We start from the raw sequence: 21003 nt of genomic DNA on the forward strand, positions 1-21003 counted from the left end.
ATGCGAACCCTATCCCTTGCCGTTGCTCTCACCCTCTCAGCGGCTGGCCTGCCGATAACCGCCTCAGCTGCAGGCAATCTTAATATGATCTGTTCAGCGGATGTCGTGGTGTGCGAACAGATGACGCGTATTTTCAGCCAGAGCCATCCTGACATCAAAGTGAGCATGGTGCGGCTGTCAGCCGGTGAAGCCTACGCTCGTCTGCGCAGTGAAGCGCGTAATCCGCGTACCGATATCTGGTGGGCCGGCACCGGCGATCCGCATATGCAGGCGGCGGCGGAAGGACTGACGCAGGTCTACAAATCACCGCTGCTCGATCAGCAGCAGCCATGGGCACAGAAACAGGCGGAAAATGCCGGTTATCGCACCGTGGGGATCTATGCGGGGGCGCTGGGCTGGGGATACAACACGAAACTGCTGGCAGAGAAAAAACTGAAAGAACCCACCTGCTGGGCGGACCTGCTTGACCCGGCCTTTAAAGGCGAAATTCAGATCGCTAATCCGAATTCATCCGGCACGGCATACAACACGCTGGCCACGCTGGTGCAGATTATGGGTGAGGACAAGGCTTTTGATTATCTGAAAAAACTCAATGCCAATATCTCACAATATACCAAATCGGGTTCGGCACCGGTGAAAGCCGCAGCGCGCGGTGAAGCGACGGTCGGTATTGTGTTTATGCACGATGCCGTCGCCATGCAGGTTGATGGATTCCCGATAAAAACCGTTGCGCCGTGTGAAGGCACCGGCTACGAAATCGGCTCGATGTCAATTGTGAAAGGCGCACGCAATCTGGCCAATGCCAAAGTCTGGTATGACTGGGCGCTCAGCGCAGAAGCGCAGTCGCATATGAAAGAGGCGAAGTCATTCCAGCTGCCCTCTAACCGCACTGCGGAAATCTCAGAATATGCGCCGCGTTTTGAGAACATCAAACTGATCGATTACGACTTCAAAACCTATGGCGATACGGCCAAACGTAAAGCGCTGCTCGGCCGCTGGGATAAAGAGATCGGCTCTGGCGCGCAGTAAGCCCATCTATGCAGACAGATATTCCGGGCTGGTGCAGATCGCGCCAGCCCGCTCCCTCCCGTTCGAGGTGTTATATGAATGCACATAATCGCCGTTTGACAGGCGCTCTGCTATCGGGGGCCGTAGCGCTGGCGCTGCTGCCCTGGTACAGCCTGGAAGCGGGTTTTTTTGATACCGGCTGGATCCTGTCGCTCTGGCGTGATGAGGCCAGCGCGCCGGCGCTGTGGCAGCTCGCGGCACATCCGTGGCTGTGGGGCGCGCTGACCCTCTGGCTGTTATGCGGTGTCAGTGGCCTGATGCCGGGCAGACAGCGCAGCGCGCTGCTGCTGTTATTCAGCGCGCTGGGGATTCTGTTTCTGGTGATTGAGGGCCATGCCATTGGCTACAGCGGCTGGAGCTGGCTGTGGCTGGAGAATCAGTTTGGCACGCTGGAACAGGGGCAGCCTGCAATGGGAGCTGGCGCAATTTTACTGCTGACCACCTTTCTGCTGCTTTTCGCCTTTGCGCTGGCCGAGCGCGGCGTGCTGAGAGGGGATGCGTTTGTTGTGGCGGCGCTGGTGCTGATCACCGCGCTGGTCAGCGTATTTGTGCTCTATCCGGTGCTGAGTATGTTTGTGGTCTCCGTACAGGATGTTGACGGCAGCTTTCAGCCCGATGGCCTGTTAGCTAACCTGCAGGATCCCTCAATCTGGAGCCTCTCCTGTCTGGCGGGCGGCAGCTGCGGGACAGCCTGGCGCACGCTCTGGCTGGCGCTGATGACGGCGACCGGCTCCACGCTGCTGGGGCTCGCTTTCGCGCTCGCCGCCACGCGCACGCCGCTGCCCTGTAAAAAAGCGCTGCGCATGCTGACCATTCTGCCCATTATCACGCCACCGTTTGTTATCGGACTGGCGCTGATCCTGCTGTTTGGCCGTTCGGGAGTGGTGACAGAACATCTGGCCGCGCTGTTTGGCATAGAGCCCGGTCGCTGGCTCTATGGCCTGACCGGGATCTGGATCGCGCAGGTGCTCTCTTTTACACCCATCGCTTTTCTGGTGCTGATTGGCGTAGCCGAGGGCGTCAGCCCCTCGCTGGAAGAGGCATCGCAGACGCTGCGTGCCGATCGCTGGCGCACCTTCAGCCGCGTTTCGCTGCCGCTGATGGCGCCGGGTCTGGCAAACGCCTTTCTGATCAGCTTCATCGAAAGCATGGCCGATTTCGGCAACCCGATGGTGCTGGGTGGCAGCCACGGCGTGCTCTCGACAGAAATTTTCTTCTCGGTGGTAGGCGCCCAGAACGATCCGAGCCGCGCGGCGGTGCTGGCGATGATCCTGCTCTGCTTCACGCTGGCGGCCTTTGTGCTGCAGCGCCTGTGGCTGGGGGGCAAAAACTTTGCCACCGTAACCGGCAAAGGGGATGGTGGCCAGCACAGCCAGCTGCCGCGGCTGCTGCGCGGCGGCGTCTATGGGCTGGTGATCCCGTGGGGCCTCTTTACACTGGTGGTCTACGGCATGATTCTGGTCGGAGGTTTTGTGCAGTCGTGGGGCCTGAACAGTGCGCTGACGATTGAGCACTACGTGCGCGCTTTCCGCGTGAGCATCAGCGACGGACACCTGCTGTGGAGCGGGGTGGCATGGAACTCCTTCTGGACCACGCTGGAGATAGCGCTGATCGCCGCGCCGCTCACCGCAATTGTCGGGCTGCTGACCGCCTGGCTGATTGTGCGCCAGAAGTTTGCCGGGCGGCAGACGTTTGAGTTTCTGCTGATGCTGAGCTTTGCCATTCCCGGTACGGTTATCGGCGTGAGCTATGTTATGGCTTATAACCTGCCGCCGCTGGAGATCACCGGGACGGCGATGATCCTGATCGCCTGTTTTGTCTTCCGTAATATGCCGGTGGGCGTGCGCGGCGGCATTGCCGCCATGAGCCAGCTCGATAAAAGTCTGGATGAAGCGTCGCTGACGCTGGGTGCCAGCAGTTTCCGCACGCTGCGCAAAGTGGTACTGCCCCTGCTGAAACCGGCCATCAGCGCCGCGCTGGTCTACGCCTTTGTGCGCGCGATTACCTCTATCAGCGCCGTGATTTTCCTTGTCAGCGCGCAGTACAACATGGCGACGTCCTACATCGTTGGCCTGGTGGAGAACGGAGAATATGGTGTGGCTATCGCGTACTCCACCGTACTGATCTTTGTCATGCTGCTGATTATTGGCCTGTTCCAGTGGCTGGTGGGTGAGCGCCGGCTGCGCCGCGTGGCGCGCCCGGTAGATGTCGCCGCTCCGCCCGTTGCTCCATCCTTAACCCAGGAGAGTGCTGTATGAGTGCCATCAAAGCAGGTTCCGTTGTATTTGAACACGTCACTAAGCGTTTTGCCGGGTTTAACGCGCTGCCGGATCTCTCGCTCACCGTGGAGCCGGGTACGCTGGTAACGCTGCTGGGTCCTTCCGGCTGCGGTAAAACCACGACGCTGCGCCTGCTCGCCGGGCTGGAACATCCTACCTCCGGACGGATACTGATTGGCGGGAAAGACGTCACCCATCTGCCCGCTAACGAACGCGATGTGGCGATGGTTTTTCAAAGCTACGCGCTGTTCCCCCATATGAGCGCGCTGGAAAATATCATGTACGGGCTGCAGTCGTCCGGGATGACGAAGCGTGAGGCGCAGGATCGCGCGCGTGAAGGCCTGAAACTGGTAGGACTGGAGAGTCAGGGACAGCGTCTGCCTTCAGAATTGTCAGGTGGCCAGCAGCAGCGCATTGCGGTGGCGCGCGCGCTGGTGCTGGAGCCGCAGGTGCTATTGCTGGATGAGCCGCTTTCTAACCTGGATGAACGGCTGCGTCGCCGGGTGCGGACCGATATCCGTGATTTGCAGCAGCGGCTTGGCTTTACGGCAGTGTATGTCACGCACGATCAGGAGGAGGCGCTGGCGGTATCCGACAAAATTATTGTCATGAAAGAGGGAGATATCGCTCAGCAGGGCGCGCCGGAAACGCTCTATCGCAGTCCGGCCTCCGAGTTTATTGCCGATTTTATGGGAGAGGCGAATATTCTGCCGTGTGAAGTTGAAGAGGTCGCAGAGAGTGAGGCGCTGATTCGGCTGGGAAATCAGCGCTATCGCGTGCCGGACAACGGTGTCCTCGCCGGCACCGCCCGTCTCTCCGTGCGCCCGCAGTTTATTACGCTCAGCACTCACCGCGCCGGGGCGCTGACGGGGGAGATCACGCACTGCACCTGGTTGGGCGACCATATCGAATATGAAGTGACCACTGAGCTGGGCGCCTTGTTTATCGTCGATGCACAGATGGAGCAGCAGCTGCCGCTGGCGGCACGGGTCGGCGTCGATTTCAAACCACAGGGGCTGGCTCTGATTGCCGGCTGACAAGAGGAAGCGTCATGAGTGAGACAGTAAGCAGTGCGCTACAAGCGCGACGGGAGCTGGCTGAGCAGGTTGCGCGGGCGGGGGGTGAAAAGGCTCTGGCCTGGTTCCGGCAGCGCGATTCGCTGGTGGTGGAAACAAAATACGATCTGCAGGATGTGGTCTCACGCGCCGATCGTGAAGTTGAGCAGCTGATAGCAGAGCAGATCCGCCTCCGGTTTCCGCAGGATGGTTTTCTGGGAGAGGAGTATGGCCTGCAGCCTGGTTCGTCAGGTTATACCTGGGTGGTTGACCCTATCGATGGCACCAGCCCGTTTCTGAACGGTATGCCTAACTGGTGCGTGTCGGTGGCCGTACTGCACGAGGGGATACCGGTGGTTGGCATTATTTATGCGCCGGTTTATGAAGAGTGTTATGCCGCCTCCCTCGGCGCTGGCGCCACGCTGAATGGCACAAGACTGCAGGTTGATCCCGCACGCACTTTGCAGAATCACGTTACAGGTTTTGGTGCAAACAGCCACGTCAGCCCGGAAGAGGTGGGCAGGCTGCTCGCGTCGCTGCTGGCGGCGGGCGGCAACTTTATCCGTATTGGCTCAGGCGCTCTGATGCTGGCCTGGGTCGCTGCAGGACGGGTGGTAGGCTATTTTGAACCCTATATGCACGCCTGGGATTGTCTGGCGGGATATTGTCTGGTGAAAGAGGCGGGAGGCTGGTATCACCCGTTTAATACCGAAGGCGATCGCCTGCTGAAAGGCGCTCAGGTGCTGGCAGTGGCGCCAGGCGCTGAAACCGAGCTCAGGCAGATTGCCGGCGTGTAACTACCGTTAGCGGATGCAAATTATTGCATCCGTTTTTTAACGTAACCGGAACGCTGGTATGCCAGCATACTGCATCAGTAAATATCCGATTCATCAGGCTATTTTTTATTAAAAAAAATATAACAAGAAAATATAGCGTAAAGGCGTGAAATAGCGCTTAAAAAAATCCGTAATTAAAATTGTATAAATTTGTCATCGCAAAACTTCGTTTTATTTTTGTTTAATATAGGTGCTATAAAAATGATTTCTCTTACACGAAAAGGAGAATATCATGATTAAAATTGATTATAACAGCTATCGTTCTGTAAAAGGCTTTAACCGCCGCGTACGCTTTCTTATTATGCATTACACTGCATTAAATTTTAACGGTTCAGTGAATGCGCTAACGGGCGCTTCCGTCAGCGCCCACTATCTGGTCCCGGATTTTACAGACAAAACGTATATCGACGCCGGATTTACCGATGAACGTATATTTAACCTGGTGGATGAGCACGAGCGCGCATGGCATGCCGGCGTCAGCACATGGGCCGGACGAACAAATATTAATGACTCATCCATCGGCATAGAAATTGTTAATGAGGCTAAAAGTAGCAGTGAAGGATTTATTTTTCCTCCTTATCCCGACAGTCAAATCGAGGCGATAATTTCTCTGGCATATAATATTCTGCAGCGTTATCCCGATATTACACCTACGCAGGTAGTAGGGCACAGCGATATTGCTCCGGGTCGCAAAAGCGATCCGGGCGCAAGCTTTCCGTGGCAGCGATTATATGAAGCGGGCGTGGGTGCCTGGTATGATGAAAGTACGAAACAGATGTATATGGAGCGTTTTGCTGCCGGATTGCCGGATAAAAATGAAATTATCAGCAAATTTAAAACATATGGCTATAACACGCAGGAGGCTGCATCCGCTCACGGCTATCGTGTGCTGGTCAGGGCGTTTCAGCTGCATTTTCGTCAGCAGGATTATGCGGGCGTAATGGATACAGAAACGGCCGCAATCCTCTATGCGCTGGTAGATAAATATTTTGCTGGCTAACAGGCGCTGCTCTGCCGCACAGATAGCGGCAGAGCACGCTTCAGGATATGACAAACTCCTGATACCCGGAGTAGATCACATACACCGCGAAATAGCTGAAAATCAGCGCTGAGGCGAGATAAGAGAGCCTCAGCAGCTTCCCACCCAGCATTTTGCCGCCCAGCGCGCCGGTCAGGCAAATCACGCCGCTCCAGAGCAAACCTGCAATAAAGAAGCCGCTCAGGAATTCTGCCGTGGCGCCTGCTCCCTGGTTACCCATACGCGCAATCAGCGCGCCGCCCACGCTGGCAAACCAGAGAATGGCGGTAGGCGATGACATTGCCAGCACCACTCCGCGCCGGAATTCCCGTGACAGCGGCTGTCGGGGCGCGGTTTCAGCTGCCGGCATGGCAACAGACTTTATGAGCGCGGCGTAAAGCATACGCCCGGCAAACCCGATCAGTAGCAGGCCACCGCCAATCCATAATGCCCAGCGCACAGGCGCAAATTGCAGCACCATAGCCATACCCGCCAGCGCCAGCAGGGCATAGATCAAATCGCCAATGCAGGTGCCGACACCCAGCCAGAAACCCTGCAGAAAACCACGCTGCATCGCCAGGGTCAGCATGGCGATATTGGCAAGACCAATATCGAGACATAAGGAGAGGCTAAGCAAAAATCCATTTGAAAACGGCAACATAGATCCGTCCCGGGCAGTAAAAAAGCTATTAAATCATCTCTGGCAGGCAGTGTTAATCGCAGAATCAGATTGTTGACTAACTCCTATAGACGGCTTGCAGAATCGTTGCCAGATTGCCCGTTTCCTGACTACGCTGTATCACACCTCTGGTCTGCAGGATAAACATAACGATGTCTATACCTTTCAAACCCGCTGCGTCTGGCGCATTGACGCCGCTTTCCGTAGCACTGTCACTGGCTCTTTTTACTTTTGGGGGAAATGTAATGGCACAAAATAGCGAAGATCAAATCGCCCTGGTGGGCACCTGGACCAGCGTGCCTGATGCTCCGGCGGCTGAAAAACCGGCGCAGCCAAGCGAGGGGCTCTACCGGCTGAAGCTGAACCGTGACGGCACGCTTACTCCGCTGGATGTGGTGAAGATGAAGAGTCCGTCATGGCTGGTGAAATCTGCCGACGGGCGTTTTCTCTATACCACCAACGAAGAGAAGGCGGGCAGCGTAACCGCACTGTCGGTTGCGGCTGATGGCACCGTAAAAGTGATCAACACGATAACCAGCCACGGCGATGAGCCAACACACGCCACGCTCAGCCCCGATGGCCGCTATCTGCTGGTCGCCAACTATTCCGGTAATAAAGGCGGTGCAGGCATTGCCGTACTGCCGGTGAACCAGGATGGATCGCTGGGTGCGCCGGTGCAGCACTTTCCGTTTGCTGAAGGCAGCGGCGTCGTGGACGAGCGTCAGGAGAGCGGACATGCTCATTCAGTCACGTTTACGCCGGATGGAAAGACGCTTTATGCCGCTGACCTGGGGGGTGACAAGCTTTATGCTTATCGCTACGACGCGCATTCAGCCACGCCGCTGCAGCCGGATCCGGCACGCGACATGACCTTTTCACCCGGTGCCGGGCCGCGTCATATGGTATTTTCAGCCGATTGTCACTACGCCTGGGTCATTGCAGAAATGGCGGCGGTGGTCGAAACCTGGCGGTTTACGGGAGAAAAACCGGAACGCATTGCGAGTACGGACATAGCGCCCGATAACGCTACGGCGGATCAGAGAAGCGGCGGCGCAATCATGCTCAGCCCGCAGGGCAAATTTCTGATTGTGTCCAACCGCGGTTCGCATAACCATCTGCTGGTATTCCGGATTGGGCGTGACGGCAAACCGGAGGCGCCCGTACGCTACCCGGCAGGCGGCATTGAGCCGCGGGCGTTATCTTTTGACGCCACCGGCCGCTATCTGTACGTGACCAATGTCTTCACTAACGCCATTTCGCTGTTTTCTTTTAATGAAGAGAGCGGCGAGCTGGAGGCGAAAGGAAAGGCGGCAGAAATTGCCACGCCAACTGATATCAAATTTGTGACCACAGAACGTCCCTGAGCGGCTAACGGATAGGCAACTGTTCAAGCGCCGTCAGCAGCGCATCAACTTTCGGTAACAGCTGCTTGCGGCGCGGCCAGATCAGCGACAGCGCAAAGCCGTCTGGCTGCTGCTGTGGGAGAATAATTTCGAGCTCGCCACGCTGCAGCGGCCCGGCGATGAGCCAGGAGGGCATCTGCGCCACGCCTAATCCGGCACAGACTGCCTGCACCTGTGCATCCACATCGCCCAGCGCCATACGATGCGGGACATTACGCCAGTAGGCGTGCCCCTCTGCGGTAGTCAGCAGCCAGGGCTTGGTGGTGCCATCAACCCGTTCATACATTACCGCCGGATGCAGCAGCAGCTCATTTTCCGTTGCGGGATAGCCGTGACGCGCCAGGTAGTCCGGCGCTGCACAAAATACCATACGTTCACGCCCGAGATGACGGCAGCCCAGCGACGCGGGCAGATCCGGCGAGCCGCCGATGCGCACGGCCAGATCGATTCCCTCCTCAAACAGATCGATAAAGCGATCGGAAAACGTCAGGCTTAGCTCCACTTCCGCGTGCTGCTGGCAAAAAGCGATCAGCAGCGGCATCACCGCCAGCCGGCCGTAGGTGCTGGGCAGGGCCAGTCGCAGGCGCCCTGACGGGATCGTGCGCTGCGCGGCCAGTACCGATTCCGCTTCGGCCAGCTCCTCCATGACGCGCAGGCAGGTCTGATAGTAGGCGCTGCCGGCATCGGTCAGCTTCAGACTGCGCGTGGTGCGCTCCAGCAGGCGTGAGCCGAGACGCGTTTCCAGCCGGGTAACGCTTTTACTGATCGCTGAACCGGTCAGATGCAGCCGCTGCGCCGCCGCAGCAAAGCTGCCGCATTCCACGCTGGCAACAAAAGGAACAATATCTTTCAGGCGATGATCGTGCATCTATTCATGAACTCAATTCAGAAATGAAGTGAATTTTTACCGGAGATAAGAACTGATTTCTCTATTAGGCTAAATATTAATAAACCGACGGGAGGATAATGATGAAAAAACAGGCACTCATTGTAGGGATCAGTGGCGTTATCGGACGTGCGCTGGCAGAACAGCTGCAGAAAGAGGGCTGGGACGTTACCGGCTTATCGCGCGGACGTGGTGCAGTACCGGATGGCTGCCGTAGCCTGACTGCTGACCTTACCGACAGCGACGCGGTACGCGATGCGCTGGCGCAGGAAAAACCCGATGCGCTGTTTTTCAGCGTCTGGGCACGTCAGGAAAATGAGAAAGAGAACATTCGCGTTAATGGCGGCATGGTGCGTAACGTCATTGAGGCGCTGGGCGAACGGCTGCAGGGTGCTCACGTGGCGCTGGTAACCGGCCTTAAGCACTATCTGGGGCCTTTTGAAGCCTATGGTAAAGGAGCCGTACCGGTTACGCCGTTCCGCGAAGAGCAGGGCCGCCAGCCGGTAGATAACTTCTATTATGCTCAGGAGGATGAGCTGTTTGCCGGGGCCGAAAAATATGATTATCGCTGGAGCGTGCACCGTCCGCACACCATCGTCGGCTTTGCACTGGGTAATGCGATGAATATGGGCCAGACGCTGGCCGTCTATGCCACCCTGTGCCGTGAGAAAGGCTGGCCGTTTATCTTCCCCGGCTCGCCTGAGCAGTGGAATGGTTTGGTCGATGTGACGGATGCTGGTTTGCTGGCTGAGCAGCTGGTCTGGGCGGCTACAGCAGAAGGCGCAGCGAATCAGGACTTTAACGCAGTAAACGGCGACGTTTTCCGCTGGAACTGGATGTGGCCGCAGCTGGCAGCCTATTTTGGTATCGAAGCTGCAGACTTGCCGGCTCAGACGCTGCCGCTGGAAGAGAGAATGCAGGAGGCGGCTGAAATCTGGCAGGAGATCGCTGCACGCTATCAGTTACGTGAGGCGGATATCAGTAAGCTGGCGTCATGGTGGCATACCGATGCCGATCTCGGTCGCCCGATGGAAGTGTTTACAGATATGAGCAAAAGCCGCAAAGCAGGTTTTACCGGCTATCGTTCGTCCGTTGACTCTTTTATCCAGCTGTTCGATCGCCTCAAAGCGGAAAATATCATCCCGCGCTGATGCACTCAGGTTCTGCCGCCGCCTCTGGCGAGCGGCAGACGTTGCGCATAAACGCTATCTTTTACCGCACTGTTTTTATTTTGTAAAACTGACGTGCCTGGTCTGTTTTCAGCCTGTGAAGTTACGTGCAAAACGCACAAATGCCTTAAGCCAGCGGCAGATTGGTGCGGTTCGTTTATTTATTTTTAGTACCAGATCCTTACAATAACCCGCTGATACATTTCACCAGGTTATTGCGTTATGACAACAATTCTGAAAAACAACAACAGTGACACACAGCAACTTTTGGCCGTCATCGAACATGCTGTCAGCGATCCGGTTCCGCTGGTTCAGTCTCTGCCTGAGAATTTCTGGCAGCAAATTGAGTCGCTGGCCGTCGCCGCTGCAGAAGAGTAGCGATTGAGTCCCGGCTGGCTGTCAGAGTTAACCGGGACATCCTCTTTATCACTTCACAAGACGGCTGAAATTTTTCTTTTCCCTCCTCCTCTTTTCTCAAACACCCGCTAAAATTAGCTCGTTCAGCACGCGCGACCCACGGCACCTGTCAAAATTACTGTTTATCCTGTTTTTATACGTATAAACATGATGTTACCTTTATGTAAATTAAGGTAAATAACAGGGAGAGAGTGAGGATTTTCCCGCTGCGGGTTTAACTGTGCTGCTTTTTTACGGTATAAATCTTTCACCAATAAGCCGGGCGAAACGACAACCCATGACTATCACCGCAAGCCGTACTCTTTTTACCAGTCTGCTGCTCTTTACGCTGGCTGGATGCGCGAAAAAGCATCATGAAGCGCCTCCGCCTGACAGCGCTGAAATGAATCTCTCTGGTGATAAACAGCCCGATTTAATCCCGGTTATTGCTGCACTGCACGATCAGATGCACTCCTGGCAGGGCACAAAATATCAGTGGGGCGGCACGCAGCTCTCCGGCGTGGACTGTTCAGGCTTTGTCTGGCGCACGCTGAAAGATCGCTTTAATATTCCGATGGAGCGCGTGACGACACGTGAACTCATCGCCATGGGCAAGCCGGTCGATCAGGCCCATCTGCAGCCGGGCGATCTGGTCTTTTTCCGCATCAGGCATGAGCTGCATGTGGGCTTCTATGATACTGACCGCCAGTTCCTGCATGCGTCGGTGAGTCAGGGTGTGATGCGTTCATCCCTCAACAATCCTTACTGGAAGTCTGTCTATCTCCAGGCGCGGCGACTGCCCCGCGAACAGGGTTCGCAAATCAGCTTCAACTATAAAAACAAAGTCTGAGCGCTACCTGCTTCTCTGATCCAGGAATAACAGCCGTACCCCTCTCCGCCTGCTGAGAAAAACCGCCTGATGGCGGTTTTTTTACGCCTGTTTTTATTCAAAAAATATGAACATAAACGGCAAAATGCTTAGCTTTTAAACTCTCCTCAACACCTTTATTCTCTCTTCATCGCAACAGAGGCAGCGCTGATAGCGTTTCCGGAGTGATTCTCCACCTGTTTTTTTAAGTGAAATAAACTGCTTGACTTGCTTGTGAATTTAGTTAGCAAGATCACAGTAACAGCATTAATTATCAAAATGTATATAATTTACAGTGTTACTATATTTCTCATCAAAGGCGTGCGGCCTTTAAAACAGATATTAAGGAAAAGATTATGAAAACCATGAAAGCTCTCTCAATTGCTGCTGTAACCGCTCTGACCCTGGTATCCGGCGCAAGCTTTGCACAGAGCATCTCTGTGACCTCCGGTACGCTGGATGGTGCAGAAGCGAAAATTGCCGCTCAGGCGCAGGAGCAGGGCGCGCAGTACAAAATTACTGAAGCCAATACAAACAACCGTGTGCATATGACCGCTGAGCTCTATAAATAATCTGGCGTGAATAAGCGTTAAGGCCGCCTTCGGGCGGCTTTGCTGTTCTTATGGTTAAAAAATAACCAATCAATGGCGGCGTATCTGCCATGCGGCCTGCAGAAGGTTATCCACAGGTTTGCGCCTGCTCTTTTCACGCGGAATGTGGATAAACCCGCAAGCATAATCCACTCTCTTTGTCAGGTAAGGCGCACGTTTAACTGTGCCAGGCCGATCTATCTATTCGCCTCATTTTTATTCTATTTTATTCCCTGACTGCAGAACGCATAGCAATGACACGCTTCAACGCGAATTTTAACCTTTAGTAACTTATTTCTGGTTACACATTATTGCGGCGCAACTCAGGTAATTCATTCGATATTCCGGAATTTCATTACTATATTCAGCATGAATGCAATCTGCATTTATTTTCGGGGATAAGAATATGCGTAAAATAGCGTTTGCTTTATTAACTGCCGGCGTGCTGTTATCAGCGACTGCTCAGGTTCAGGCTAAAGGCTGTCTGAAAGGGGCTGCGGTAGGCGGTGTGGCAGGGCATCTTAAGCATCACGGTGTAGCCGGTGCGGCAGCAGGATGTGCAGTAGGTCATCACATGGCGAAAAAAAAAGAGAAAGAAGCGAATAAAAATACGCAGTAATACTTATTGGGCAGGGCGCTATTTAGCCCTGCCTGAGAACGCTCAGTGCTCCTCTTTATTTCCCTGCGTCCACGGATTAAATCCGGCGTCAGCAAGATCTTTCTCAGGCTGTTCAGTTAACATCTCCCGATAGAGCGCTTCAACTTCTGTACGCGCCCAGGGTGTACGTCGCAAAAATTTAAGGCTCGACTTTATACTGGGATCGCTTTTAAAGCAGTTAATATTGATCTTTTTTGCCAGTTCTGCCCAGCCGTAATGTTCTGCCAGCGCAGTCACTATCATTTCCAGCGTTACGCCGTGCAGAGGGTCATTTGAATGCATATCAGGTTGCGTCTCACAGGGCAAAAAGGGGCGCCAAGGTTACCGTAAACCTACGGTAACCGCAAACCACCCCGCGGTGAAACGTGTTTGTCAGGATTGATCGACCCAGATGAGTTTATCGGTGGCGAAGCCCAGCTCTCTGGCGAGATTAACGTAGTCCCGTTTGACCTGCTCCGGGATCTGCGGCTGGCGCGACAGTATCCACAAGTAGCTGCGATTCGGGCCGCTGACCAGCGCATACTGATAATCTTCATCCAGCGCGATAACGTTGTAGCCGCCGTAAAAAGGCCCGAAGAACGAAACCTTCAGCGCCGCAACGTCAGAGCGTCCGGTGAAATAGGCTTTACCCTCGCTTTCACTCCAGGATTTCTTCTCCGGATCGTAACCGCGATTGATAACAACCAGTCCGCCATCGCTGCGCTTTTTATACGTGGCGGTCACGTGATCTTTACCACGCTCAAAGCGATGATCGAGACGCGCAATTTCATACCACTTGCCCAGATAGCGCTGTGCATCAAAACCGGTAACCGGCTTAACACCTTTGGGCGGGGTAGGCGATTTGCAGGCCACCAGCGTCAGTGAAAGCGCGGTGACAGCAACCAGAGGCCAAATCTTCATTGTCTCTCCTTACACAACATCGTAAAAATCCCATGCTGAGTATAGTTAAGGATTGACGAGGCGTGGCGGGCGCGGGCAGATGCGTTCCGCCCGCGCCTTTGCCTGCCAGGCTTATGGTGCTTTCTCGTCGTCCGCCGGAAACTGAGGTTCATCAATGGCAATCGACTTACCGGACTTCAGCAGCTGAATATCGAGCATGACGTAAGTCATGGTGGTGATAAACAGAGAGATAACGCTGCCAATAACGCCGCTGGTGGTAAAGGTAAAGAAGTTATACATCACCACCCAGGTGACGCAGATAAACAGCGCCAGCGCCACGCTGATAGCGGATTGTGAATAATTGGTTGCGCGCGCGCCCATTTCGTTGATCTGCATACTGAGGTTGCACCCTGTGTATTTCTCAAGTACCCAGATGCCCTGGTCCCAGCTGCGCAGACGACGCGCGCTGCCGCGTGTCACAAACAGAAACAGCAGTGAGATAAACAGGCCTGAGAAAGCGATCAGCACCGGTACTGCCGCCAGAGCATAAGCGATACTTTTATGCAGCGAATCCTGTGCCAGACCGGTGAGATCCAGGGTTAACGACGCGCCGAGTACGCCATATAAAAACAGAAACAGCACCAGATAGAGCGCGTTACGTTTCCAGTTGAGATCGGCTTCGTGGTTTTTCTGCTGACGAGCGATAACCAGAGCCTGCTGCAGGCGCTGCGCTTCAGCAGAGCTGGCGTCGATGGTGTCAGGTTCACTGCCCAGCAGTCGGTGGATAAAAGGCCGATCGGCCGGATCGATAATCACGTGCATAAGGGTTCCGCAAACAGAAGATAAGTGGCAACAGTGTAACAGTTGCCGGCTCAAAGTGATCGTTAAGGCGCGGCTGAAAGCCGTCCGGTGCACCGGTCTTAATCAGAGCGTACCGCCGGTTGTTGGCGATAGCGCATTATTCGGGTAACGTGGAATACTCACCGTTTTATTCATCAGGCCAGCCTGGACTGGCAGGAGCCTCTTTGATGTCAGCTTCCTCTTCACTTGTCGCGCTAATCTGTCGCGCGCCTGAAAATGCGGCAACCGCGCGTCAGCTCAGCGCATTCAGCGCTCAGCTCAACAAACGCGGCATGGTCAGCCTATTGATTCATGCGCAGTCACGCGAGGAGCTGCAGCAGGCGCTGCATAATGCCGCCGAGCTGCCGGTTACGCATCTGCTGTATCTCTCATCTGTCTGCGACGATGAGCAGACTCTGGCCGCAGAGATCCTGCCTGCGGTCGCGCAGCTTCATGCTGATGCACTGGCCAGCGATCGCTACAGCGCCGGCGAAGCGCTCGCCCTGCTGCTGCTTTCGCAGGGGCATCAGCGGACAGGCTTTATGCACGCCGGCGACACGCCGGCTATAAGCCAGCAGCTGGCAGGCGTGAATGCCGCTTTGCAGACGCAGGAGAAAGAGATACAGCTTTTACTGACGGCCGGCAGTGAGCAGCGCGAAGCGGCGTATCAAAGTATGATGACCTACCTGAAGAAAACCCGTGCCGCTGAACGTATTAACGCGCTGGTGTGCAGCAGCGATGAGCTGGCGTTTGGCGCGCTACAGGCCGTGCGTGATTTTGGTCAGGGTGCGCACGTGGCGGTAACGGGCTATGGCAGCGTGCCCGAAGCGGCAACATCCACCTGGCATCTTACCCGCTGGGCACCGCGCAGCGAGTTACAGATCGAAGAAACGCTGAACCGGTTACTGGAGCAGCGTGCTGACAGCAGCGTCTGGCAGCAGGGTGCACTGGAAGTGCGGCATTCCCATCAGGGAAAATATATCCCGGGCAAAATGTCGCAATGTGGCTGCGCGATTCGCCACTAAAGCGCGGCTCCGGACAGCATGAATGCGTATCCGGAGCCCTGCACTTAACGCAGCACGCCGCTGCTGTCAGCCTGCGCGGCACCGGAAGGCTCAATCACCACCGGAATACTTTTATACGCGGGAATACCGCTTTGCGTATCGTGGCTGTCGAGCGGCACCATGATATTCGCTTCCGGATAGTAAGCGGCTACCGAACCGGGCGCCATGTCATAAATCACGAGGGTCAGGTTCTCCATACGGCGCTGCGTACGGTTGCCCTGCGGATCGAGCGCGGTCATATTGACCGTATCGCCGGAGCGCAGCTGCCGGCTCTCCGCTTCATCGGCAGAAATAAAGAGTACGTCGCGCCGGCCGGTAATGCCGCGATAACGATCGTTCAGCCCGTAAAGCGTCGTGTTGTATTGATCGTGACTGCGCAGCGTGGTCAGCACCAAATCGTGACACTGTAGCGAGCGCGGATCCTCATTGATGCCCTGCATCACTTTAAACTGCGCGCGCTTCGACGGCGTCAGCCAGACACGTTCAGAAGCCGCGTTGTACAGGCGGAAACCGCCAGGCTGCATTACGCGCTGGTTAAAGTTCTCAAAAGCGGGGAAGACGGCTTCAATCGCATCGCGGATGTTACTGTAGTCGCTGACCATTTTATCCCAGTTTACGCGGGAAGCCGGCAGCGTCGCTTTTGCCAGTCCTGCTACCAGCGCCGGTTCCGATTTTAGATGCGGCGAGGCAGGCTCCAGCGTGCCGCGCGAGGCGTGCACCATCGACATCGAATCTTCCACGGTGACGCTCTGGTCGCCCGACGCCTGGCGATCCCGCTCCGTGCGGCCCAGCACAGGCAGCAGGTAACTATGTTTAGCCATCAACAGATGAGAGCGGTTGAGCTTCGTCGCCATATGCACCACCAGATCGAGCTTGCGCATCGCTTCAAAGGTGATTTGCGGATCGGAGATCGCTTCAGCAAGGTTGCCGCCCAGGCAAAGCAGCGCCTTTGAGCGTCCGTCACGAATCGCCTGAATCGCCGCCACCGCGCCGTGCCCGTGCTGCTGCGGGGGCGTGAAGCCAAAGACCTTCTGCAGACTGTCCAGCAGCGTCTGCGAGGGGATCTCTGTAATGCCCACGGTGCGATCGCCCTGTACGTTGGAGTGTCCGCGCAGCGGGCAGATGCCTGCGCCGCGCCGGCCAATATTGCCGCGCAGCAGTAGCAGGTTCGCAATCTGCTGCACATTTTGCGTGCCGTACTGATGCTGGGTGATGCCCATTCCGTAGCAGATAATGGTGTTTTCCGCGGCGGCGTAGAGGTGGGCAATATTCTGGATTTCGGCGATATCCATGCCGGAGACTTTCAGAATATGATCCCAGCTGGTGTCATCCAGATCCGCTTTCAGCGCCGCGAAGCCTTCAGTATGTTCACGGATAAACGTCTCATCCAGAACCGGCGGCTCGCCGGCTTCAAGCGCGTTATCATGCATAGCCAGCAGCGTTTTCATCACCCCTTTGAGCATGGCCGCATCGCCGCCAACGCGCACTTTATAGTAGGTTGAGGCCAGCTGCGTGGACCCCATCGAGAGCATTTCAATCGGGCTTTGCGGAGAGGTAAAACGCTCCAGCCCGCGCTCGCGCAGCGGGTTAATGGCCACAATTTTTGCACCACGCTTAGAGACCTCCCGCAGCGTCCCCAGCATACGCGGATGGTTGGTGCCAGGGTTGTGACCAATACAGATCACCAGATCGGCGTGATCGAAATCCTCCAGCTCTACCGTGCCTTTGCCGACGCCGATGGATTCAGGCAGGCCTACGCTGGTGGGCTCATGGCACATATTGGAGCAGTCGGGAAAATTGTTGGTGCCATATTCGCGGGCAAACAGCTGCCAGAGAAAGGCCGCTTCATTGGAAGCGCGTCCGGAAGTATAAAATTCCACGCTATCGGGATCGTCATAACCGCGCAGCAGCGCGCCAATCTCCTGCAGCGCAGTCTCCCACTCAATGGGCTGATAAGTATCACTGACGGCATCATATTTCATCGGATGCGTGAGCCGGCCTTCACCTTCCAGTTCAAACGCGCTGCGCTGCCAGAGTTCGCTGACGGTGTGTGCGGCGAAAAAGTCGGGCGTGGTGCGTTTGCTGGTCGCTTCCCAGGAGACGGCTTTGGCACCATTCTCACAAAACTCAAACGACGAGGCGTGACGCGGATCGGGCCAGGCGCAGCCCGGACAGTCAAATCCCTCCGGCTGATTGACCTTAAATAACGCAATCACATCCTGTTTCACCGCCATCTGACGGCGAATGGCATCTGCTACCGCTTTCAGTGCACCCCAGCCGCCGGCTGAGCCGCCATAAGGTTTAATGCCGACATCCCGATTCTGCTCTTTCATGGCTGCTTATCTCGCGTAAAAAATTATCTAATAAGCCTGGAATAAGCTGCCGGGTCCGCAAGGAAACTATTTAAAACAGGTTATTTTAATGTTTACAGAATATTGCAGCGCTGCGATTGCTAAACGGGCATATAAGCGCATCGGATTCTCGCCTTACCGCTATAACATGCTATATAAATGATAATTATTATCAGTAAATTGATGCGGAACTGACAGAATGCACAACGGTAAAACTCTCCATACTGACTGCTGTATTGCAGGCGGCGGTCCGGCCGGATTAATGCTGGGATACCTGCTGGCGCGTGCCGGCGTAAATGTGATTGTGATTGAAAAACATGCTGACTTTTTGCGTGATTTTCGCGGTGACACTATTCATCCTTCAACGCTGGAAGTGATGCACCAGCTTGGTCTGCTGGATGAGCTGTTAACGCTGCCGCATCAGCGGGCTGAAAAGCTGCAGGCGGAAGTGGGTGGGGAAGAGATCACCATGGCGGACTTTTCCCGCCTGCCGGTGCGCTGCCGTTTTATCGCCTTTATGCCGCAGTGGGATTTTCTTGATTTTCTGGCGCGCAAAGCCCGCGCGTATGACAATTTTACGCTGCTGCAGGAGACCGGCTTTGCTGACTTTATCAGAGAGGGCGACCGGGTTACCGGCCTGACGACGTTACAGGGAGAGACTATTCACGCACCGCTTGTGATCGGGGCTGATGGTCGTCACTCACAGGTACGTGCTAAAGCCGGATTGACCAGCCAGAGTTTTGGCGCACCGCGTGACGTGCTGTGGTTTTCACTCCCTAAGCTTCCCGACGATCCGGCGCTCGGCATGGGTCATAAAGGACCGAAGCAGAATTTTATTGTGATCGATCGCGGTGATTACTGGCAGTGCGGCTATACCATCGAAAAAGGTGAGTTTGAGCGGCTCAAAACGGGCGATGTCGCTGCATTTATTACGCGGCTTGCTGAGGTGGCCCCCTTTAGCGAAGCGCGGCTTCATGTGCTGACGCACTGGGAAATGTTCCGCCTGCTGTCGATCCGGATCGATCGGCTCGACAGCTGGTGCCGGGCAGGGGTACTTTGCATCGGAGATGCGGCGCATGCGATGTCGCCCATCGGTGGCGTAGGGGTGAATCTGGCTATCCAGGATGCGGTGGCCACCGCTAATCTGCTCACGCCTTCACTGCTCAGGGGCAGGGTGAGCCTAAAAACGCTACAGAAAGTCCAGCGGCGGCGTCAGTTTCCGACGGTTGCCACGCAGTTTCTGCAGATAAAGATGAGCAGTAAAAAACGCACGCGCAGCGCGCCGTCAAAAGTGCCGCAGTTCATCAGCCGCTACCCGTTCCTGCGTCACCTGTTTGGGCGTCTTATCGGACTGGGATTTCGCCCGGAACGCCCGCGTCTGACCGACAAAGTCTGAATTTCAGACAAAAAAAAGCCCGCGAGGCGGGCAGGCGAACGATAACCGGTAAACTTTCTCGTCAGCAACGCATTGCTGTTTAGCGTCACTATAATAGCAACGTTTCAGCGAACGTACGAATTTTGTTCGATGAGTTAATTTTGCTGAACAGATAAGTAATTTATGCAGCCGGGCCGGTTCAGGCTAATCCTTCGGTAATGACAATCGTTGCGTCAGCAATATCAGCACGCGCAGCACGCGCCTGCTGATATTCGGGTGAGTGGTAACACGCCACGGCCGTCTGATAATCGGGAAACGCGATTAACACATGCCGGCCACAGCTCTCGCCTTCCAGCGTCAGCGCCTGCTCGCTCCGCGCGAGAAATGTTGCCTGATATTTATTAAAGGCCGCCGGTGCAAGATCCCGGTAACGCTGATAGCGCTCAGCATCATGCACCGTCACGTGTGCTATCCAGTAAGCGGTCATGGTTACTCCTCCGTTGTCAGAATCGTTTTTGCCAGCTGCGCAGCTTCCGTCAGATGCTGTATCACCGCTTCTCTGGCCTGCTGCGGATCGCTGGCTTCAACCGCCGCACAGATACGCGACATACGTTCAAATCCGGCAACCTGGCGTTCAGGGCTGCGCAGCGTCATGGCGCGCAGCCGGCTGATACGGCTGTTGAGCCGCTGCACGATTTCCCAGGCGATATGATGCTCCGCAATCGAAAACAGCGTTTCATAAAACGCCTGAGACGCTTCAACCCGTTCAATATCGTCATGATGTTCAGATGCTCTGGCAATTCGCATCAGCCGGGTGTGCAGCTTCTGCTTATCTTCCGTTGTGGCTTTGCGGGCGCAATCTTCTGCAGCTGCAGATTCAAGCAGCTGACGTATGCTGTAGATCTGCTGCGCAATCTCCCAGGTCAGCCGCGCCACAATAGGCCCTTTTTTAGGCAGGTTTTCGATCAGTCCTTCCGCTTCAAGATAACGGATCACTTCCCGCACCACGGTACGACTGACGCCCAGCTCATCACACAATGAGCGTTCAACCAGACGATCGCCCGCTTTAAAATAGCCTGAGATGATTGCCTGTCTTACTTTGACCAGCGCCAGTTCCCGCAGTGTCACCGGCGTGTTTTCAATCCTTAAGGAGTGAATCGCAATCATGATCTTCCCTATTGTCCCGCGTTAAGAACCGTTGCGCGAAGCCCCCTGCGCGCGCTCTTTTTTACTATTAGCACTGTTCCGGCAGTTAACGCAACGTCGCGGACGTGGCTGCAACAGAGTCTGAGGTCATAAAGCCCTCAGCGGCGCTGTGATTTCGTCTGACGCCGCCATACCCGGAATTTGTCATTGCTCACATTTTTATCACTTATCGCTGAAGTATTCCCTTTTCCCGCGCGGGCTTTAAAAATAATGCATATTTATCAATCAAATGATTTTTTTCCGCTGCGCTGGCCTGCATCACTTTTATGATGCCAGTCACACTCCGATAGCTGATTTTCTACCCGCTAAAACCTGCACTGGCAGCCCGCTAAAAATGGCCCAGGACCGCGTCTGGCGCATCCTGGCGCATACAAAGCAGGCAA

21 protein-coding genes are annotated in these 21003 nt (G+C 55.3%); 13 read left to right on the forward strand and 8 right to left on the reverse strand.

Features of this window, described 5'->3' with window-relative positions; all coding sequences use genetic code 11:
- The 5 genes from B4056_RS09075 to B4056_RS09095 all read left to right on the forward strand — a co-directional run bounded on the left by B4056_RS09075 (position 1) and on the right by B4056_RS09095 (position 6238).
- On the forward strand, positions 1 to 1029 hold the full coding sequence (locus B4056_RS09075) for an ABC transporter substrate-binding protein (RefSeq protein WP_040113596.1): 1029 nt from the start codon (positions 1 to 3) through the stop codon (positions 1027 to 1029).
- Between the two features lie 74 nt (positions 1030 to 1103).
- On the forward strand, positions 1104 to 3326 hold the full coding sequence (locus B4056_RS09080; protein ID WP_113655316.1) for an ABC transporter permease: 2223 nt from the start codon (positions 1104 to 1106) through the stop codon (positions 3324 to 3326).
- Positions 3323 to 4384, forward strand: a complete 1062-nt coding sequence (locus B4056_RS09085; RefSeq protein ID WP_104085803.1) for an ABC transporter ATP-binding protein — start codon at positions 3323 to 3325, stop codon at positions 4382 to 4384. The genes B4056_RS09080 and B4056_RS09085 overlap by 4 nt, the downstream gene beginning before the upstream one ends.
- A gap of 14 nt (positions 4385 to 4398) precedes the next feature.
- Positions 4399 to 5199 (forward strand): inositol monophosphatase family protein, encoded by an 801-nt coding sequence (locus B4056_RS09090; RefSeq protein ID WP_094111814.1) that lies wholly within the window; start codon positions 4399 to 4401, stop codon positions 5197 to 5199.
- Between the two features lie 271 nt (positions 5200 to 5470).
- Positions 5471 to 6238 carry an N-acetylmuramoyl-L-alanine amidase gene (locus B4056_RS09095; protein WP_094111815.1) on the forward strand — a complete coding sequence of 256 codons (768 nt, stop codon included), beginning with the start codon at positions 5471 to 5473 and terminating at the stop codon, positions 6236 to 6238.
- 40 nt (positions 6239 to 6278) lie between these two features.
- Here the strand turns inward: B4056_RS09095 and B4056_RS09100 are convergent, their stop codons facing one another.
- A complete protein-coding gene (locus B4056_RS09100; RefSeq protein ID WP_040113586.1) occupies positions 6279 to 6917 on the reverse strand; it encodes a LysE family translocator in 639 nt (212 codons plus the stop codon).
- Positions 6918 to 7180: 263 nt separating this feature from the next.
- Here B4056_RS09100 and B4056_RS09105 point away from each other — a divergent pair, with 263 nt between their 5' ends.
- Complete coding sequence (locus B4056_RS09105) at positions 7181 to 8299, forward strand: lactonase family protein (RefSeq protein WP_288654468.1); 1119 nt, start codon at positions 7181 to 7183, stop codon at positions 8297 to 8299.
- A gap of 4 nt (positions 8300 to 8303) precedes the next feature.
- Here B4056_RS09105 and B4056_RS09110 read toward each other — a convergent pair whose 3' ends face one another.
- Positions 8304 to 9206, reverse strand: a complete 903-nt coding sequence (locus B4056_RS09110) for a LysR family transcriptional regulator (protein WP_113655319.1) — start codon at positions 9204 to 9206, stop codon at positions 8304 to 8306.
- 101 nt (positions 9207 to 9307) lie between these two features.
- Here B4056_RS09110 and B4056_RS09115 point away from each other — a divergent pair, with 101 nt between their 5' ends.
- The 5 genes from B4056_RS09115 (at position 9308) to B4056_RS09135 (ending at position 12866) form a co-directional block, all read left to right on the forward strand.
- On the forward strand, positions 9308 to 10375 hold the full coding sequence (locus tag B4056_RS09115; RefSeq protein WP_071668378.1) for an SDR family oxidoreductase: 1068 nt from the start codon (positions 9308 to 9310) through the stop codon (positions 10373 to 10375).
- 240 nt (positions 10376 to 10615) lie between these two features.
- Entirely contained in the window at positions 10616 to 10771 is a 156-nt protein-coding gene (locus B4056_RS09120; RefSeq protein WP_158086450.1) for a hypothetical protein, read from the forward strand.
- A 316-nt stretch (positions 10772 to 11087) separates the two neighbouring features.
- Positions 11088 to 11639, forward strand: coding sequence for a C40 family peptidase (locus tag B4056_RS09125; protein ID WP_040113578.1), 552 nt, complete (start codon positions 11088 to 11090; stop codon positions 11637 to 11639).
- 374 nt (positions 11640 to 12013) lie between these two features.
- On the forward strand, positions 12014 to 12229 hold the full coding sequence (locus B4056_RS09130; RefSeq protein ID WP_040113576.1) for a YdgH/BhsA/McbA-like domain containing protein: 216 nt from the start codon (positions 12014 to 12016) through the stop codon (positions 12227 to 12229).
- Between the two features lie 424 nt (positions 12230 to 12653).
- On the forward strand, positions 12654 to 12866 hold the full coding sequence (locus B4056_RS09135) for a hypothetical protein (protein WP_113655350.1): 213 nt from the start codon (positions 12654 to 12656) through the stop codon (positions 12864 to 12866).
- A gap of 42 nt (positions 12867 to 12908) precedes the next feature.
- Here B4056_RS09135 and B4056_RS09140 read toward each other — a convergent pair whose 3' ends face one another.
- The 3 genes from B4056_RS09140 to B4056_RS09150 all read right to left on the reverse strand — a co-directional run bounded on the left by B4056_RS09140 (position 12909) and on the right by B4056_RS09150 (position 14606).
- Positions 12909 to 13187, reverse strand: a complete 279-nt coding sequence (locus B4056_RS09140) for a VF530 family DNA-binding protein (RefSeq protein ID WP_094111816.1) — start codon at positions 13185 to 13187, stop codon at positions 12909 to 12911.
- Positions 13188 to 13277: 90 nt separating this feature from the next.
- On the reverse strand, positions 13278 to 13805 hold the full coding sequence (gene blc / locus B4056_RS09145; protein ID WP_040113572.1) for an outer membrane lipoprotein Blc: 528 nt from the start codon (positions 13803 to 13805) through the stop codon (positions 13278 to 13280).
- Positions 13806 to 13916: 111 nt separating this feature from the next.
- Positions 13917 to 14606, reverse strand: coding sequence for a hypothetical protein (locus tag B4056_RS09150; RefSeq protein WP_288654471.1), 690 nt, complete (start codon positions 14604 to 14606; stop codon positions 13917 to 13919).
- Between the two features lie 206 nt (positions 14607 to 14812).
- On the opposite strand from B4056_RS09150, the gene B4056_RS09155 reads away from it, so the two are divergent.
- Positions 14813 to 15649 carry a substrate-binding domain-containing protein gene (locus B4056_RS09155; protein ID WP_094111818.1) on the forward strand — a complete coding sequence of 279 codons (837 nt, stop codon included), beginning with the start codon at positions 14813 to 14815 and terminating at the stop codon, positions 15647 to 15649.
- A 44-nt stretch (positions 15650 to 15693) separates the two neighbouring features.
- On the opposite strand, the gene B4056_RS09160 is transcribed toward B4056_RS09155, so the two are convergent.
- Positions 15694 to 18021 carry an FdhF/YdeP family oxidoreductase gene (locus tag B4056_RS09160; RefSeq protein WP_094111819.1) on the reverse strand — a complete coding sequence of 776 codons (2328 nt, stop codon included), beginning with the start codon at positions 18019 to 18021 and terminating at the stop codon, positions 15694 to 15696.
- Between the two features lie 217 nt (positions 18022 to 18238).
- On the opposite strand from B4056_RS09160, the gene B4056_RS09165 reads away from it, so the two are divergent.
- Positions 18239 to 19435: an FAD-dependent oxidoreductase gene (locus B4056_RS09165; RefSeq protein WP_094111820.1), complete on the forward strand. Its 1197-nt coding sequence runs from the start codon at positions 18239 to 18241 to the stop codon at positions 19433 to 19435.
- A gap of 178 nt (positions 19436 to 19613) precedes the next feature.
- Here the strand turns inward: B4056_RS09165 and B4056_RS09170 are convergent, their stop codons facing one another.
- Together B4056_RS09170 and B4056_RS09175 are read right to left on the reverse strand one after the other, a co-directional pair.
- Positions 19614 to 19901, reverse strand: a complete 288-nt coding sequence (locus B4056_RS09170; protein ID WP_288654474.1) for a DUF1330 domain-containing protein — start codon at positions 19899 to 19901, stop codon at positions 19614 to 19616.
- Positions 19902 to 19903: 2 nt separating this feature from the next.
- Positions 19904 to 20581 (reverse strand): GntR family transcriptional regulator, encoded by a 678-nt coding sequence (locus B4056_RS09175; protein WP_040113561.1) that lies wholly within the window; start codon positions 20579 to 20581, stop codon positions 19904 to 19906.
- Between the last annotated feature and the right edge of the window lie 422 nt (positions 20582 to 21003).

Origin of the sequence: Pantoea sp. UBA7232 (assembly GCF_002473195.1) — a bacterium.
Lineage (GTDB): Bacteria > Pseudomonadota > Gammaproteobacteria > Enterobacterales > Enterobacteriaceae > Pantoea > Pantoea eucrina.